This is a genomic window from Pseudomonas sp. TWRC1-2, from assembly GCF_049896685.1.
In the GTDB taxonomy this organism is placed as follows: Bacteria; Pseudomonadota; Gammaproteobacteria; order Pseudomonadales; family Pseudomonadaceae; genus Aquipseudomonas.
The window spans coordinates 80,176-96,519 of sequence record NZ_JAFCUU010000011.1 but is presented as its reverse complement, the minus strand read 5'-3'; the positions used below and the strand labels follow the sequence as shown (position 1 = coordinate 96,519).

Sequence of the window (16,344 nt, the reverse complement as noted above, 5' to 3'; positions counted from 1 at the left end):
AGCGTCCAGCTAGAGTGAACGCAAGCCGTAAACGGCTCGCCAAGAATTTTTAAAAAATACGCCGCAGGAGAGATTCGCAATGGCTCAGCAGGGCAGTGGTTATCAGGCTCGCTATAAACGCATTCTACTCAAGCTTAGCGGCGAGGCCCTGATGGGCTCGGAAGAGTTCGGGATCGATCCCAAGGTGCTCGACCGCATGGCGCTGGAAGTCGGCCAATTGGTCGGCATCGGTGTTCAGGTCGGCCTGGTGATTGGCGGTGGTAACCTGTTCCGTGGTGCGGCGCTGAGTGCGGCCGGCATGGATCGGGTGACTGGCGACCACATGGGCATGCTGGCCACTGTGATGAACGCCCTGGCAATGCGTGACGCCCTGGAGCGTGCCAATATCTCAGCGATCGTGATGTCGGCTATTTCGATGGTTGGCGTGACCGATCACTATGATCGTCGCAAAGCCATGCGTCACCTGAACGCCAAAGAAGTAGTGATCTTTGCTGCCGGTACCGGTAACCCGTTCTTCACCACGGACTCGGCTGCCTGCCTGCGCGCCATCGAAATCGATGCCGACGTCGTGCTCAAGGCCACCAAGGTGGACGGTGTCTACACCGCAGACCCATTCAAAGACCCGCATGCCGAGAAGTTCGATCATCTGACCTACGATGAAGTACTGGATCGCAAGCTGGGCGTGATGGACCTGACGGCTATTTGCCTGTGCCGTGACCACAAGATGCCACTGCGCGTATTTAACATGAACAAGCCCGGCGCCCTGCTGAACATCGTACACGGCGGCGCGGAAGGGACTCTGATCGAGGAAGGCCAACAATGATCAACGAAATCAAGAAAGACGCTCAAGAGCGTATGCACAAATCCCTGGAGTCTCTGGCCCATGCTTTTGGCCAGATTCGTACCGGTAAGGCTCACCCAAGCATCCTGGGCAGCGTGATGGTGCCGTACTACGGCACTGACACCTCCATTACCCAGGTCGCCAACATCACCGTAAAAGACTCGCGCACCCTGCAAGTCGTGGCCTTCGAGCGCAACATGCTCGCAGCCGTCGACAAAGCCATCCAGAGCGCCGGCCTGAACCTCAACCCGACCAACCTGGGCGAGTTGTTGCTGATCTCCATGCCTGCTCTGACCGAAGAAACCCGCAAGGGCTTCACCAAGCAGGCGCGCAGCGCTGCTGAAGATGCGCGAGTTGCCGTGCGCAACATTCGTCGTGATGCGTTGGGTGACCTCAAAAAACTGGTCAAGGACAAAGAAATCAGCGAAGACGAAGAGCGTCGCGCCGTAGCTGATATCGACAAACTGACCAAAGACGCCGAGGCCCAGATCACCAAGGCCACGGAAGAGAAAGAAAAGGACCTGATGGCCGTATAAGAGGTCAGGACGCCTTCATGGAAAAGACCAAGCAGACTGTGCCCTCCGTGGTGCCGCGCCATGTCGCGATCATCATGGATGGGAATAATCGCTGGGCGAAAAAACGCTTTATGCCGGGTGTCGCCGGGCATAAGGCGGGTGTCGATGCGGTGCGCGCTGTTATTGAGGTGTGTGCCGAGGCCAAGGTTGAGGTGTTGACTCTGTTTGCCTTCTCCAGCGAGAACTGGCAACGGCCCGCCGAAGAAGTCAGCGCCTTGATGGACCTGTTCTTCAAGGCGTTGCGTCGTGAGGCCAAGCGCCTCAACGACAACAACATCAGCCTGCGCATCATTGGTGATCGCTCGCGGTTCCATCCGGAACTGCAAGCGGCCATGCGCGAAGCCGAGGCTATCACCGCCGGCTCCAACCGTTTTGTGCTGCAGATTGCAGCCAACTACGGTGGTCAGTGGGATATCGCCCAGGCTGCACAGCGGCTTGCCCGCGAAGTGCAAGCCGGGCATCTGCGGCCTGACGACATTACGCCCGAATTGTTGCAAACCTGCCTGGTAACCGGTGATCTGCCGTTGCCGGACTTGTGCATCCGTACCGGTGGTGAGCACCGCATCAGCAATTTCCTGCTGTGGCAGCTGGCCTACACCGAGCTGTACTTCTCCGACCTGTTCTGGCCGGACTTCAAACACGATGCCATGCGCAATGCGCTGGCCGATTTCGCTTCCCGTCAGCGTCGCTTCGGTAAAACGAGCGAGCAGATCGAAGCTGGAGCCCGGGTTTAAATGCTTAAACAACGAATCATCACAGCACTGATCCTGCTGCCGATTGCCTTGTGTGGTTTTTTTCTGCTCGACGGTTCCGGCTTTGCGCTGTTTATCGGCCTGGTCGTTACCCTGGGTGCTTGGGAATGGGCGCGCCTGGCCGGTTTCAACGAGCAGTTGCCGCGCGTGGTTTACGCCGCTGTGGTGGCCCTGTTGCTGTTTCTCATGCATACGCTTTCGAGCATTGTCGTGCCTTGGGTGTTGGGAGCGGCGGTACTGTGGTGGGCGCTTGCGACCTTCCTGGTGCTGACCTACCCGCGCACCAGCGCCCAATGGTCCAGCGTGGCCAGCAAGTTGGTGATTGGTCTTCTGATTCTGCTGCCGGCCTGGCAAGGGCTGGTGGAAATCAAGAATTCGCCGATGGGCAACTGGCTGATCATGGCGGTGATGGTGCTGGTGTGGGGCGCTGACATCGGCGCCTACTTTTCCGGCCGGGCGTTCGGCAAGCGCAAGTTGGCGCCAGCCGTCAGCCCGGGCAAGAGCTGGGAAGGCGTTTACGGTGGCTTGGCATTGACGTTGTTGATCACGCTGGTGGTCGGTGTAGTGCGCGACTGGTCGGTGAAGGAAATCCTCCTGGCCTTGTTGGGCACCGCCGTTGTGGTGTTTATCTCCGTGGTGGGTGACCTCACCGAAAGCATGTTCAAGCGCCAGGCCGGGATCAAGGACAGCAGCAACCTGCTGCCGGGTCACGGCGGTGTGCTGGATCGAATCGACAGCCTTACCGCTGCCATTCCCATCTTCGCCGTGCTGTTGTGGATGGCGGCTTCGTGAGCCGCCTGCAACAGGTGACCGTGCTGGGCGCAACCGGCTCGGTCGGGCTCAGCACGCTGGATGTGATTGCTCGCCATCCAGATCGCTACCAGGTGTTTGCGCTGACCGGCTTCTCTCGCTTGAACGAGTTGCTGGCCTTGTGCGTGCGTCATACGCCTAGATTCGCCGTTGTGCCAGAGGTGTCGGTAGCGCGCGGCTTGCAGGACCAGTTGAGGTCTGCAGGCCTTGCGACCCACGTGTTGGTGGGCGAGGAGGGCTTGTGCCAGGTCTCGGCAGATCCTGACGTCGACACTGTAGTGGCAGCCATTGTCGGAGCGGCAGGGTTGCGCCCGACGCTGGCCGCCGTCGATGCCGGTAAAAAGATCCTGCTGGCCAATAAAGAGGCGCTGGTGATGTCCGGCACGCTCTTTATGCAGGCTGTGCGCAAGAGTGGCGCCGTGCTGCTGCCTCTGGACAGCGAACACAATGCGATCTTCCAGTGCATGCCCGGTGATTTTGCCCGAGGCTTGAGCCAGGTTGGCGTGCGGCGGATTCTCCTGACGGCTTCCGGTGGCCCTTTCCGGCAAACTCCGCTGGCTGATCTTGAGCATGTCTCGCCTGATCAGGCGTGTGCACACCCAAACTGGTCGATGGGGCGAAAAATCTCCGTGGATTCGGCGAGCATGATGAACAAAGGCCTGGAGTTGATCGAGGCGTGCTGGTTGTTCGATGCGCGGCCTGATCAGGTCGAGGTGGTGATTCACCCGCAAAGTGTGATTCATTCTCTGGTCGACTATGTCGATGGTTCGGTTCTTGCCCAGCTGGGCAACCCCGATATGCGTACGCCGATTGCCAATGCACTGGCCTGGCCGGAGCGGATTGATTCCGGCGTTGCGCCGTTGGACCTGTTTGCCATTGCGCGCCTGGATTTCGAAGCGCCGGACGAGCAGCGCTTCCCGTGCCTGCGTCTGGCCCGGCAAGCGGCAGAGGCGGGCAACAGTGCGCCGGCCGTGCTCAATGCGGCCAACGAGGTGGCGGTGGCGGCGTTTCTTGATGGGCGTATTCGCTTTCCGCAGATCGCGAGTATCATCGAGGACGTTTTGAGCCTTGAGCCCGTTGTGGCAGTGGATGATTTGGGTGCAGTTTTCGAGGCCGATACAAAGGCCCGAGCCCTGGCCCAACAGTGGTTGAACCGCAACGCGCGTTAGTCTGTGGGCAGGTTTGAGCCCTCAGGCACTGGATTGGAATGCGGAGAAATTAGATGAGTGCGCTCTACATGATTGTCGGCACCCTGGTTGCTCTGGGTGTGCTGGTAACCTTTCACGAATTCGGCCACTTTTGGGTCGCGCGTCGTTGCGGCGTCAAGGTGCTGCGCTTTTCCGTCGGTTTCGGCATGCCGCTGCTGCGTTGGCGCGATCGTCGGGGCACTGAATTCGTGATTGCCGCCATTCCGCTGGGCGGCTACGTCAAGATGCTCGACGAGCGTGAAGGCGAGGTGCCTGTCGATCAGTTGGACCAATCCTTCAACCGTAAGACCGTTCGTCAGCGTATCGCTATTGTCGCAGCCGGCCCGATCGCCAATTTCCTCTTGGCAATCGTGTTCTTCTGGGTCTTGGCCATGATGGGCAGCCAGCAGGTGCGCCCGGTTATCGGCGCAGTTGAAGCGGACAGCATGGCGGCCAAGGCCGGGCTGATCGCTGGGCAGGAAATTGTTTCCATTGATGGCGAGCCCACCACCGGCTGGGGTGCTGTCAATTTGCAGTTGGTTCGCCGCATGGGCGAGAGCGGCACTATTAATGTGGTGGTGCGCGAGCAGGATTCCACCGCTGAGACGCCGCGTGAATTGTCCCTGGACCATTGGCTCAAAGGCGCAGAAGAGCCTGATCCGATCAAGTCCCTGGGCATTCGTCCGTGGCGTCCGGCCCTGCCACCGGTGCTCGCCGAGCTGGACCCGAAAGGCCCGGCGCAGGCCGCAGGTCTGAAAACGGGCGATCGCCTGTTGGCGCTCGATGGTCAGGCGCTGGGCGACTGGCAGCAGGTGGTGGATCTGGTGCGTGTACGGCCTGATACCAAAATTGTGCTGAAAGTTGAGCGCGATGGTGCTCAAATCGACGTCCCTGTGACCCTGGCTGTTCGCGGGGAAGCCAAGGCGGCCGGGGGTTACCTCGGTGCCGGGGTAAAAGGTGTCGAGTGGCCGCCATCGATGGTGCGCGAGGTCAGCTTCGGGCCTTTGGCGGCAATTGGCGAGGGTGCAAAACGCACTTGGACCATGAGTGTGCTGACGCTCGAATCGCTCAAGAAAATGTTGTTCGGCGAGCTCTCGGTAAAAAACTTGAGTGGACCGATAACCATTGCTAAAGTGGCGGGCGCTTCTGCCCAGTCGGGTGTCGCGGATTTCCTGAATTTCCTGGCTTATCTGAGTATTAGCCTTGGAGTTCTGAATTTGCTGCCCATTCCAGTATTGGACGGGGGGCATCTGTTGTTTTATCTGGTCGAGTGGGTGCGTGGTCGCCCCTTGTCGGATCGGGTGCAGGGTTGGGGGATACAGATCGGTATCAGTTTGGTGGTCGGAGTGATGTTGTTAGCTCTGGTCAACGATCTGGGACGACTGTAACGCTTCGCTGAATTGCGAATCTGCCGCATTTTGCGGCAGTTTGTTTATTGCCAGTTGGAATAAGAAAGGACTTCATGAAACGTCTGCTGCTAACTGCGGTTCTCACCGTATTGATGATCGCCGAAGTTCACGCCGAGTCCTTCACTATCTCCGATATTCGCGTCAACGGCCTCCAGCGGGTTTCCGCAGGTAGCGTCTTTGGTGCCTTGCCGTTGAACGTCGGGGAACAGGCGGATGATCGTCGCCTGGTGGAATCCACTCGTGCGCTGTTCAAAACCGGGTTCTTTCAAGATATCCAACTGGGTCGCGAAGGCAACGTCCTGGTCATCACTGTCGTCGAGCGACCTTCTGTCGCCAGTATCGAGATCGAAGGTAACAAGGCGATCTCCACTGAAGACTTGATGAAGGGGCTCAAGCAATCCGGCCTTGCCGAGGGCGAGATCTTCCAGCGCGCCACCCTTGAAGGTGTGCGTAACGAATTGCAACGTCAGTACGTTGCCCAGGGCCGCTACTCCGCGACCGTGGAAACGGAAGTGATCCCGCAGCCTCGTAACCGTGTTGGCCTCAAGGTCAAGATCAACGAAGGCACCGTGGCGGCCATTCAGCACATCAACGTGGTGGGTAACACCAAGTTTGCTGATGACGACCTGATCGACCTGTTCGAACTCAAGACCACCAACTGGTTGTCGTTCTTCAAGAACGATGACAAGTACGCCCGTGAAAAACTCTCGGGTGACCTGGAACGTCTGCGCTCCTACTACCTGGACCGTGGCTATATCAACATGGATATCGCTTCGACCCAGGTGTCCATCACCCCGGACAAGAAGCACGTCTACATTACCGTCAACGTCAACGAAGGCGAGAAGTACACCGTTCGTGACGTGAAACTCAGCGGCGACCTGAAAGTGCCTGAAGATCAGGTCAAGGCGCTGTTGCTGGTACAGAAAAACCAGGTGTTCTCGCGCAAGCTGATGACCACCACGTCCGAGCTGATCACCCGTCGTCTGGGTAACGAAGGCTATACCTTCGCCAACGTCAACGGCGTACCGACTCCGCACGATGATGACCACACTGTGGACATCACCTTTGTCGTTGATCCGGGCAAGCGCGCCTACGTGAACCGCATCAACTTCCGCGGCAACACCAAGTCTGCGGACGAAGTGCTGCGTCGTGAGATGCGTCAAATGGAAGGTGGCTGGGCGTCGACTTACCTGATCGACCAGTCCAAGACCCGTCTTGAGCGCCTGGGCTTCTTTAAAGAAGTCAACGTCGAAACCCCGGCTGTACCGGGCGTGGATGACCAGGTTGATGTGAACTACGCCGTTGAAGAACAAGCGTCGGGTTCGATCACCGCCAGCGTTGGTTTCGCACAGAGCGCCGGTCTGATCCTCGGTGGTTCGATCACCCAGAACAACTTCCTCGGTACCGGTAACAAGGTTTCCATCGGCCTGACCCGAAGCGAATACCAGAGCCGCTATAACTTCGGTTATGTCGACCCCTACTGGACTGCTGACGGTGTGAGCCTGGGCTACAACGCCTTCTACCGCACCACCGACTACAAAGACCTCGACGTTGACGTTGCAAGCTATGCGATCGACAGCCTCGGCGCCGGTGTGAACATCGGTTACCCGATCAGCGAGACTTCGCGTCTGACCTTTGGCCTGACCGCGCAACAAGACAAGATCAAGACCGGTGTGTACACCGTGGACGAAATCTTCGACTTCGTGCGCAAAGAGGGTGACCAGTTCCTGAACTTCAAGGCTTCGGCCGGTTGGTCGGAATCGACCCTGAACAAAGGCGTACTGGCGACCCGTGGTCACTCCCAGAGCCTCACGGCAGAAGTGACTACGCCGGGCAGCGACCTGTCGTTCTTCAAGCTCGACTACCGTGGTCAGTTGTTCCAGCCGTTGAGCGATAACTACACCATGCGCCTGCACACTGAGCTGGGTTATGGCGACGGTTATGGTTCGACCAGTGGCCTGCCGTTCTACGAGAACTACTATGCCGGTGGTTTCAACTCGGTACGTGGCTTCAAGGACAGCACCTTGGGTCCGCGTGGTACGCCGAGCCGTGGCGCCAGCGTGACGGGTAACCAGGGCACTCTGGCTGACTCGGACAACGATCCGCTGCCATTCGGTGGTAACGTTCTGATTCAAGGTGGTGCGGAGATTCTGTTCCCGCTGCCGTTCGTCAAGGATCAGCGTTCCCTGCGTACTTCGGTCTTCTGGGATGTGGGTAACGTGTTCGACTCCAAGTGCGAACAGGTTAAAAACCCGGCACCTGGTTCCGTGTCCAACACCCAGTGCAACGACGTGAGCCTCAGCAACCTGGCGAGCTCCGTGGGCGTTGGTGTGACTTGGGTGACCGCGCTTGGCCCATTGAGCTTTGCTCTGGCCATGCCGATCAAGAAACCGGATAACGCTGAAACCCAGATTTTCCAATTCTCCCTCGGCCAGACGTTCTAAGCGTCTGACCCAAGATAACGACAACGGATTCTGTAGGAGTACATCGTGCGCAAGTTGACTCAATTGGTTCTGCTGGCCACCGTGCTGGTGACCACCCCGGCCTTCGCCGAAATGAAAATCGCCGTCCTGAATTATCAGATGGCTCTGCTGGAATCCGATGCGGCCAAGCGTTACGCAGTGGATGCCGAGAAAAAATTCGGTCCGCAACTGACCAAGCTGAAAACGCTGGAAAGCAGTGCCAAAGGCATCCAGGATCGTCTGGTAGCCGGTGGCGACAAAATGCAGCAAGGCGAGCGTGAGCGTCTGGAGCTTGAATTCAAGCAAAAGGCCCGTGACTACCAGTTCCAGTCCAAGGAACTGAATGAAGCCAAAGCCGTTGCCGACCGTGAAATGCTCAAGCAGCTCAAGCCGAAACTCGACAGCGCCGTGGAAGAAGTCATCAAGAAAGGTGCCTTTGACCTGGTGTTCGAGCGCGGCGCCGTGATCGACGTCAAGCCTCAATACGACATCACCCGCCAGGTGATCGAGCGCATGAACCAGCTGAAGTAAGCCATGACCGCGACTATCAAACTCGGCGAGTTGGCCGAGTTCCTTGGAGCCACCTTGCGTGGCTCCAAGGAGAAAGAAATCACTGGGCTAGCCACCTTGCAGGAGGCTGGCCCAGCTCAGTTGAGCTTCCTCGCAAATCCCCAATACCGTAAATACCTGGTCGACAGCCAAGCCGCAGCCGTGTTGCTGAAGGCTGCTGACGCCGAAGGGTTTGCCGGGGATGCGCTGGTGGTGGCCGATCCTTACCTGGCTTATGCCCGGGCGTCGCACCTGTTCGATCCAAAGCCAAAGGCTGCTGGCGGTATTCATCCGTCTGCGGTCATTGCTGATGATGCCTGGGTTGACCCTGCGGCAAGCATTGGCGCGTTTGCCGTGATCGAGAGCGGCGCGCGCATTGCCGCCGGCGTCACAGTGGGTGCGCATTGCTTTATCGGCGCACGCTGCGAGATCGGTGCCGATGGCTGGCTGGCTCCGCGTGTCACCCTGTACCACGACGTGCGTATCGGCGAACGTGTGGTCATTCAGTCAGGTGCTGTAATTGGTGGCGAAGGTTTTGGCTTTGCCAATGCCAAAGGCATCTGGCACAAGATTGCCCAGGTCGGCGGCGTGCTGATCGGCGATGACGTGGAAATTGGCGTCAATACCGCAGTGGACCGTGGCGCCTTGGCCGATACCGTCATCGGTAACGGTGTGAAGCTCGACAACCAGATCCAGATTGCCCACAACGTACAGATTGGCGATCACACCGCCATGGCCGCGTGCGTGGGGATTTCCGGCAGCACCAAAATCGGCAAGCACTGCATGCTCGCCGGTGGCGTCGGGTTGGTGGGGCACATCGAGATTTGCGACAACGTCTTCATTACCGGCATGACCATGGTGACGCACTCGATTACCGAGCCCGGTGCCTATTCTTCCGGTACCGCCATGCAGCCCGCGGCTGAATGGCGCAAGAGTGCAGCACGTTTGAGGCAGCTCGACGACATGGCTCGACGCCTCAAACAGCTGGAAAAGCGTGTTGGGGACGTGACCCCTGGCGGTAATGCTTCATCAGAAGGCTGATACCATTTCCATATCAAGTGTGCACAGCCGCTAGACTGCCTCCTTGATTTGCTAGCGGGGCGTGCGTTTTGTCCGCCCGCCCCCAATCTTTATTACAGGCTTCCCCCCGAAATGATGGACATCAACGAGATTCGCGAATACCTGCCTCACCGTTACCCGTTCCTGCTGGTGGACCGTGTAGTGGACCTCAACATTGAGGAAAAGCGCATTCGTGCCTACAAGAATGTCAGCATCAACGAACCGTTCTTCAATGGTCACTTTCCGGCGCATCCAATCATGCCGGGCGTGTTGATCATCGAAGCGATGGCCCAGGCTGCCGGTATCCTTGGTTTCAAAATGCTCGACCTCAAGCCTGCCGATGGCACGCTTTACTATTTCGTGGGCTCCGACAAGCTGCGTTTTCGCAACCCGGTCACACCGGGTGACCAGTTGATCCTGGAAGCCAAGTTCATCAGCTGCAAGCGCCAGATCTGGAAGTTCGAATGCCAGGCCTCGGTGGACGGCAAGCCGGTGTGCTCTGCTGAGATCATCTGCGCGGAACGCAAACTATGAGTTTGATTGACCCTCGCGCAATCATCGATCCGTCGGCCGTTCTGGCCGCCGACGTTGAGGTCGGCCCCTGGTCGATCGTCGGCGCAGGTGTTGAAATCGGCGAGGGGACTGTCATCGGGCCACACGTGATCCTTAAAGGTCCGACCCGCATTGGCAAACACAATCGTATCTACCAGTTTTCCTCGGTAGGCGAAGACACCCCGGACATGAAGTACAAGGGTGAGGAAACGCGCCTGGTAATCGGTGATCACAACATCATCCGTGAAGGCGTGACGATTCACCGCGGTACCGTGCAGGATCGTGCCGAGACCACGCTGGGGGATCACAACCTGATCATGGCCTATGCCCACATCGGCCACGACAGCGTCATCGGCAACCATTGCATCCTGGTCAACAACACTGCGTTGGCGGGCCATGTGCATGTTGATGATTGGGCGATCCTGTCTGGCTTTACCCTGGTGCATCAGTATTGCCATATCGGCGCCCACAGCTTTTCCGGCATGGGCACTGCGATCGGCAAGGACGTTCCGGCGTACGTCACGGTATTCGGCAACCCGGCTGAAGCGCGCAGCATGAACTTCGAAGGCATGCGCCGTCGCGGGTTCAGTGAAGACGCGATTCACGCCCTGCGCCGTGCCTATAAGGTGGTTTACCGCCAGGGTCTGACGGTTGACCAGGCTTTGGCCGAACTGACCGAGCCGGCAGCGTTGTACCCGGAAGTCGCGGTGTTCCGTGACTCTATCCAGGCATCGACTCGCGGCATCACCCGCTGATCATGGCTAATCTGCGTATCGCGTTGGTGGCCGGAGAAGCTTCCGGCGATATTCTCGGCGCAGGCTTGATGCGGGCCCTCAAAGCCCAGCATCCCGCGGTGGAATTTATCGGTGTGGGCGGCCCGCTCATGCAGGCCGAAGGGCTGACGTCCTACTTCCCCATGGAGCGTCTTTCCGTCATGGGGCTGGTGGAAGTGCTGGGTCGTCTGCGCGAGCTGCTGGCTCGCCGCAAGCTGCTGATTCAAACCTTGATCGAAGAAAAGCCTGACGTCTTTATCGGAATCGACGCGCCGGACTTCACCCTCAATATCGAACTCAAGTTGCGTCAGGCCGGGATCAAGACCGTGCACTACGTCAGCCCTTCGGTATGGGCGTGGCGGCAGAAGCGCGTGCTCAAGATCCGTGAAGGCTGCGACTTGATGCTGACACTGCTGCCGTTCGAAGCCCGGTTCTACGAAGAGAAGGGCGTGCCGGTGCGGTTTGTCGGGCACACCCTGGCCGATACCATTCCATTGCAAGCTGATCGCGCGGCTGCGCGTGCCGAACTGGGCCTGCCCGACGGCCCGCTGGTAGCCTTGATGCCGGGCAGTCGCGGCGGTGAAGTCGGTCGCCTGGGGGCGCTGTTTTTTGACGCCGCCGAACGTCTGCAGGCGTTGAAGCCAGGCATTCGTTTTGTGTTGCCATGTGCCAGCCCGCAACGTCGTGCACAAATCGAAACGCTGCTGGAAGGGCGCACGCTGCCGGTCACCTTGCTGGACGGTCAGTCGCACCTGGCCCTGGCGGCATGTGATGCGGTACTGATTGCCTCAGGCACTGCCACCCTGGAAGCGTTGTTGTACAAGCGTCCGATGGTCGTGGCCTATCGCCTGGCGCCGCTGACGTTTTCGATTCTCAAGCGCATGGTCAAAAGTCCTTACATCTCGTTGCCCAACCTGTTGGCCCAGCGTCTGCTGGTCCCGGAATTGTTGCAGGACGATGCAACGCCTCAGGCACTGGCGCAAACGCTACTACCCTTGATCGACGGCGGCGAAGAACAGACCCGTGGTTTCGACGACATCCATCGGACCTTGCGCCGTGATGCGTCGAACCAGGCGGCAGACGCCGTGCTGACCTTGATTGGCCACAAACAGGAAGCCCTATGACGACGCAAATGGGCCTGGACTTCAGCCTCGTCGCGCAAGTGCACGAGTTGGTCGCCGGGGTTGACGAAGTAGGGCGCGGCCCGCTGTGTGGCGCCGTCGTCACGGCGGCGGTGATTCTCGATCCGAACCGCCCGATCCTGGGCCTCAACGATTCGAAAAAACTCACCGAAGCCCGTCGCGAAAAGCTTTATGACGAGATCTGCGAAAAAGCCCTGAGCTGGCATATTGCCCGGGCTGAAGTCGAAGAAATCGACGAGCTGAACATCCTTCACGCAACCATGCTGGCCATGCAGCGTGCGGTGGAAGGCCTGCATATCACGCCCAAAATGGCGATGATCGACGGTAACCGTTGCCCGAAACTGGCGATGCCTGCAGAAGCGGTGGTCAAGGGTGACAGCAAGGTTCCGGCCATTGCTGCCGCCTCGATCCTGGCCAAAGTCAGCCGTGACCGTGAAATGGCCGCGTTTGAGCTGATCTACCCCGGCTACGGCATGGGGGGGCATAAAGGCTATCCGACGCCCGTTCATCTGGAAGCCCTCGCTCGCCTCGGCCCCACGCCGATCCATCGCCGCTCGTTCGCCCCGGTCCGCCAGGCTTACGAGCTGCGCGAGCGCCTCATCGAGGTTTAGTCGCGAGGCTGATGTTTTGCTCAAGGCCCGGTACAATCCGGGCCTTGTTGTCTCCACGTATTAGAACAGGATCACTATGCCGGCTTCATTCGTTCACCTGCGCCTGCACACTGAATACTCCCTGGTCGACGGCCTGGTACGGATCAAACCGCTGGTCAAAACCCTGGTGGGCATGAACATGCCTGCGGTAGCGGTGACCGATCAGAACAACATGTGTTCTCTGGTCAAGTTCTACAAAAACGCCATGGGCGCCGGTATCAAGCCGATTTGCGGTGCCGACCTGTGGCTGTCCAACAAAGACCCGGATAACCCCCTGAGCCGCATCAGCCTGTTGGCGATGAACGGCGTCGGTTATCGCAACCTCACCGAATTGATTTCCCGTGGCTTTATCGACGGTCAGCGCAACGGTTCGATCATCATCGAGCGCGAGTGGGTGGCCGAGGCGAGCGAGGGCTTGATCATGCTCTCGGCCGCCAAAGAGGGTGAGATCGGTATCGCGCTGCTCGGCGGCAACCCGCAGGAAGCCGAAGTGCTGGCCCGCGAGTGGATGCAGGTCTTCCCTGACCGTTTCTACCTGGAAGTCCAGCGCACCAATCGCCCCAATGATGAAGAGCATCTGCACGCCGCCGTGGCCCTGGCCGACAAGCTGGGCGCGCCGCTGGTTGCAACCAACGATGTGCGCTTTATCAAAAAGGAAGATTTCGAAGCCCACGAAACCCGCGTGTGCATCGGCGAAGGCCGGGCTCTGGACGACCCGCGTCGTTCCAAGAACTACAGCGAAGAGCAGTACCTCAAAAGCGCCGACGAGATGGCGGAGCTGTTCAGCGACCTGCCCGAGGCCCTGGAAAACTCCGTCGAGATCGCCAAGCGCTGCAATATCGAAGTGAAGCTGGGCAAGCACTTCCTTCCCAACTTCCCGATTCCCGATGGCATGACCATCGATGAGTATTTTCGCAAAGTGTCCTTCGATGGCCTAGAAGAGCGCCTCAGCGTGCTACTGCCCAAGGACACCACCGAGGACTACGAGGCCAAGCGCCAGGTCTACGTTGACCGACTGAATTTCGAGCTGGATATCATCATCCAGATGGGGTTCCCCGGTTACTTCCTGATCGTGATGGACTTTATCCAGTGGGCCAAGAACAACGGCGTACCGGTAGGTCCTGGCCGGGGGTCAGGTGCCGGTTCGCTGGTGGCTTACGTTCAGAAGATTACCGACCTTGACCCGCTGGAATATGACCTGCTGTTCGAGCGGTTCCTGAACCCGGAACGGGTCTCCATGCCCGACTTCGACGTCGACTTCTGCATGGACGGCCGCGACCGCGTGATCGAGTACGTGGCCGAGAAATACGGCCGCAATGCGGTAAGCCAGATCATCACGTTCGGTTCCATGGCGGCCAAGGCTGTAATCCGTGACGTGGCGCGGGTGCAGGGCAAGTCCTACGGCCTGGCGGACCGCCTGTCGAAGATGATCCCGTTCGAAGTCGGCATGACCTTGGAAAAAGCCTACGAGCAGGAAGAAATCCTGCGCGACTTCATCAAGGTCGATGAAGAGGCCGCCGAAATCTGGGACATGGCGCGCAAGCTCGAAGGTGTGGTGCGTAACGTCGGTAAACACGCCGGTGGCGTGGTGATCGCACCGACCAAGCTGACCGACTTTTCGCCGATCTATTGCGATGAAGAAGGCGACGGCCTGGTAACCCAGTTCGACAAGGACGACGTTGAAGCCGCCGGCCTGGTGAAGTTCGACTTCCTGGGTCTGCGGACCCTGACGATCATCGACTGGGCACTGAAGACGATCAACCGCGACCGCGCCAAGGTCAACGAAGCGCCGCTGGATATCGCCTTTATCCCGCTGGACGACAAACCGACTTACACCTTGCTGCAAAAAGCCGAAACCACGGCGGTGTTCCAGCTTGAGTCGCGCGGCATGAAAGAGCTGATCAAAAAGCTCAAGCCCGACTGCCTGGAAGACTTGATCGCACTGGTGGCACTGTTCCGTCCCGGCCCGCTGCAGTCGGGCATGGTGGATGACTTCATCAACCGTAAGCACGGCCGCGCCGAGCTGGCGTACCCGCACTCGGATTATCAGTACGAAGGCCTCAAGCCGGTACTGGCGCCAACCTACGGCATCATCTTGTATCAAGAACAGGTGATGCAGATTGCCCAGGTGATGGCCGGTTACACCCTCGGCGGCGCGGACATGCTGCGTCGCGCCATGGGTAAGAAAAAGCCCGAAGAAATGGCCAAGCAGCGCGGCGGTTTCATTGAGGGTTGTGCCACCAACAACATCGACGCCGACCTCGCCGGTAACATCTTCGACCTGGTAGAAAAGTTCGCCGGTTACGGCTTCAACAAATCCCACTCCGCCGCCTACGGCCTGGTGTCGTACCAGACTGCCTGGCTGAAAGCCCATTACCCGGCGCCGTTCATGGCCGCGGTACTCTCGGCGGATATGCACAACACCGACAAGGTCGTGACCTTGATCGAGGAAGTGCGCACCATGAAGCTGCGCCTCGACGCGCCGGACGTGAACGCCTCCGAGTTCAAGTTCACGGTGAACGACGAAGGCCGCATCATCTATGGCCTGGGCGCGATCAAAGGCGTGGGCGAAGGCCCGGTCGAGGCCATTACCGAAGCGCGCCAGGACGGGCCGTTCAAGGACTTGTTCGACTTCTGCGCGCGGGTTGACCTCAAACGCATCAACAAACGCACCCTTGATGGCTTGATCCGCAGCGGTGCGCTCGATCGCCTTGGCCCGTATTTCCATGATGAGCCCAAGGCTTATCAGGCCAATATCGACCGCAACCGCGCGGTGCTGCTGACCGCCATGGAAGAAGCGATCAAGGCGGCCGAACAGACCGCCCGCACCCACGACAGCGGCCACGCCGACCTGTTTGGCGGCTTGTTCGTCGAAGAAGACGCGGACGTTTACGCCAACCACCGCAAGGCCAAGGAGTTGACCCTCAAGGAACGGCTCAAGGGCGAAAAAGACACCCTGGGCCTGTACCTCACCGGTCACCCGATTGACGAATACGAAGGCGAAATCCGCCGTTTCGCTCGTCAGCGCATCATCGACCTGAAACCGGCGCGCGACACCCAGACGGTCGCCGGCATGATCATCGCCCTGCGCGTGATGAAAAATAAGAAGGGCGACAAGATGGGCTTTATCACCCTCGACGACCGCTCGGGCCGGATCGAAGCGTCATTGTTTGCCGACGCTTTCCACTCTGCCCAGTCGTTGCTGCAGACCGATGCCATGGTGGTCGTCGAAGGGGAGGTCAGCAACGACGACTTCTCCGGCGGCCTGCGCCTGCGGATCAAGCGGGTGATGAGCATGGAAGACGCGCGCACCAACCTCGCCGAAAGCCTGCGCTTGAAGGTCAAGACCGAAGCCCTCAAAGGCGATCAGCTACGCTGGTTGGGTGACCTGCTCAAGCGTCACCGTGGCGCGTGCCCGGTGACCATGGAGTACACCGGCAATGACGCCAAGGCGATGTTGCAGTTTGGTGAGACGTGGCGAATTGATCCCGCCGATGGCTTGATTCAAGCTTTGCGTGACCAGTTCGGGCGAGACAACGTCTTCCTCCAATACCGTTGACGGTCAGATACGTCTGATCTCGAC

General features: G+C 59.0%; 14 protein-coding genes. All 14 read left to right on the top strand.

All coding sequences use genetic code 11. The features are described from left to right. Nucleotides 1–79: 79 nt before the first annotated feature. The 14 genes from pyrH to dnaE all read left to right on the top strand — a co-directional run bounded on the left by pyrH (nt 80) and on the right by dnaE (nt 16,320). Nucleotides 80–823 carry a UMP kinase gene (pyrH, locus tag ACP7B3_RS26360; RefSeq protein ID WP_003172271.1) on the top strand — a complete coding sequence of 248 codons (744 nt, stop codon included), beginning with the start codon at nt 80–82 and terminating at the stop codon, nt 821–823. Continuing rightward, nucleotides 820–1,377 carry a ribosome recycling factor gene (gene frr, locus ACP7B3_RS26355; protein WP_106577169.1) on the top strand — a complete coding sequence of 186 codons (558 nt, stop codon included), beginning with the start codon at nt 820–822 and terminating at the stop codon, nt 1,375–1,377. Before pyrH ends, frr begins: the two co-directional genes overlap by 4 nt. 17 nt (nt 1,378–1,394) lie before the next feature. Then, a complete protein-coding gene (uppS, locus tag ACP7B3_RS26350; protein WP_017137143.1) occupies nt 1,395–2,150 on the top strand; it encodes a polyprenyl diphosphate synthase in 756 nt (251 codons plus the stop codon). Continuing rightward, entirely contained in the window at nt 2,151–2,960 is an 810-nt protein-coding gene (locus ACP7B3_RS26345; protein ID WP_145161870.1) for a phosphatidate cytidylyltransferase, read from the top strand. Next, nucleotides 2,957–4,147 carry a 1-deoxy-D-xylulose-5-phosphate reductoisomerase gene (gene ispC / locus ACP7B3_RS26340; RefSeq protein WP_145161873.1) on the top strand — a complete coding sequence of 397 codons (1,191 nt, stop codon included), beginning with the start codon at nt 2,957–2,959 and terminating at the stop codon, nt 4,145–4,147. Before ACP7B3_RS26345 ends, ispC begins: the two co-directional genes overlap by 4 nt. A 53-nt stretch (nt 4,148–4,200) precedes the next feature. After that, the gene (gene rseP / locus ACP7B3_RS26335; RefSeq protein ID WP_426181981.1) at nt 4,201–5,553 is read left to right on the top strand and encodes a sigma E protease regulator RseP; all 1,353 of its coding nucleotides are present in this window, start codon (nt 4,201–4,203) and stop codon (nt 5,551–5,553) included. A 74-nt stretch (nt 5,554–5,627) separates the two neighbouring features. Next, nucleotides 5,628–8,018, top strand: coding sequence for an outer membrane protein assembly factor BamA (gene bamA, locus ACP7B3_RS26330; RefSeq protein ID WP_145161876.1), 2,391 nt, complete (start codon nt 5,628–5,630; stop codon nt 8,016–8,018). Between the two features lie 45 nt (nt 8,019–8,063). Further along, nucleotides 8,064–8,567 (top strand): OmpH family outer membrane protein, encoded by a 504-nt coding sequence (locus ACP7B3_RS26325; RefSeq protein WP_003189173.1) that lies wholly within the window; start codon nt 8,064–8,066, stop codon nt 8,565–8,567. Between the two features lie 3 nt (nt 8,568–8,570). After that, the gene (lpxD, locus tag ACP7B3_RS26320; RefSeq protein ID WP_262207035.1) at nt 8,571–9,626 is read left to right on the top strand and encodes a UDP-3-O-(3-hydroxymyristoyl)glucosamine N-acyltransferase; all 1,056 of its coding nucleotides are present in this window, start codon (nt 8,571–8,573) and stop codon (nt 9,624–9,626) included. Nucleotides 9,627–9,737: 111 nt separating this feature from the next. Continuing rightward, nucleotides 9,738–10,178: a 3-hydroxyacyl-ACP dehydratase FabZ gene (gene fabZ / locus ACP7B3_RS26315; RefSeq protein WP_016976866.1), complete on the top strand. Its 441-nt coding sequence runs from the start codon at nt 9,738–9,740 to the stop codon at nt 10,176–10,178. Further along, nucleotides 10,175–10,951 carry an acyl-ACP--UDP-N-acetylglucosamine O-acyltransferase gene (lpxA, locus tag ACP7B3_RS26310; protein WP_145161881.1) on the top strand — a complete coding sequence of 259 codons (777 nt, stop codon included), beginning with the start codon at nt 10,175–10,177 and terminating at the stop codon, nt 10,949–10,951. The genes fabZ and lpxA overlap by 4 nt, the downstream gene beginning before the upstream one ends. A gap of 2 nt (nt 10,952–10,953) precedes the next feature. After that, on the top strand, nt 10,954–12,093 hold the full coding sequence (gene lpxB / locus ACP7B3_RS26305; protein ID WP_426181976.1) for a lipid-A-disaccharide synthase: 1,140 nt from the start codon (nt 10,954–10,956) through the stop codon (nt 12,091–12,093). Next, nucleotides 12,090–12,722, top strand: coding sequence for a ribonuclease HII (rnhB, locus tag ACP7B3_RS26300; protein ID WP_145161887.1), 633 nt, complete (start codon nt 12,090–12,092; stop codon nt 12,720–12,722). The genes lpxB and rnhB overlap by 4 nt, the downstream gene beginning before the upstream one ends. Nucleotides 12,723–12,798: 76 nt before the next feature. After that, nucleotides 12,799–16,320 carry a DNA polymerase III subunit alpha gene (gene dnaE / locus ACP7B3_RS26295; RefSeq protein WP_426181973.1) on the top strand — a complete coding sequence of 1,174 codons (3,522 nt, stop codon included), beginning with the start codon at nt 12,799–12,801 and terminating at the stop codon, nt 16,318–16,320. The last annotated feature ends 24 nt before the right edge of the window (nt 16,321–16,344 follow it).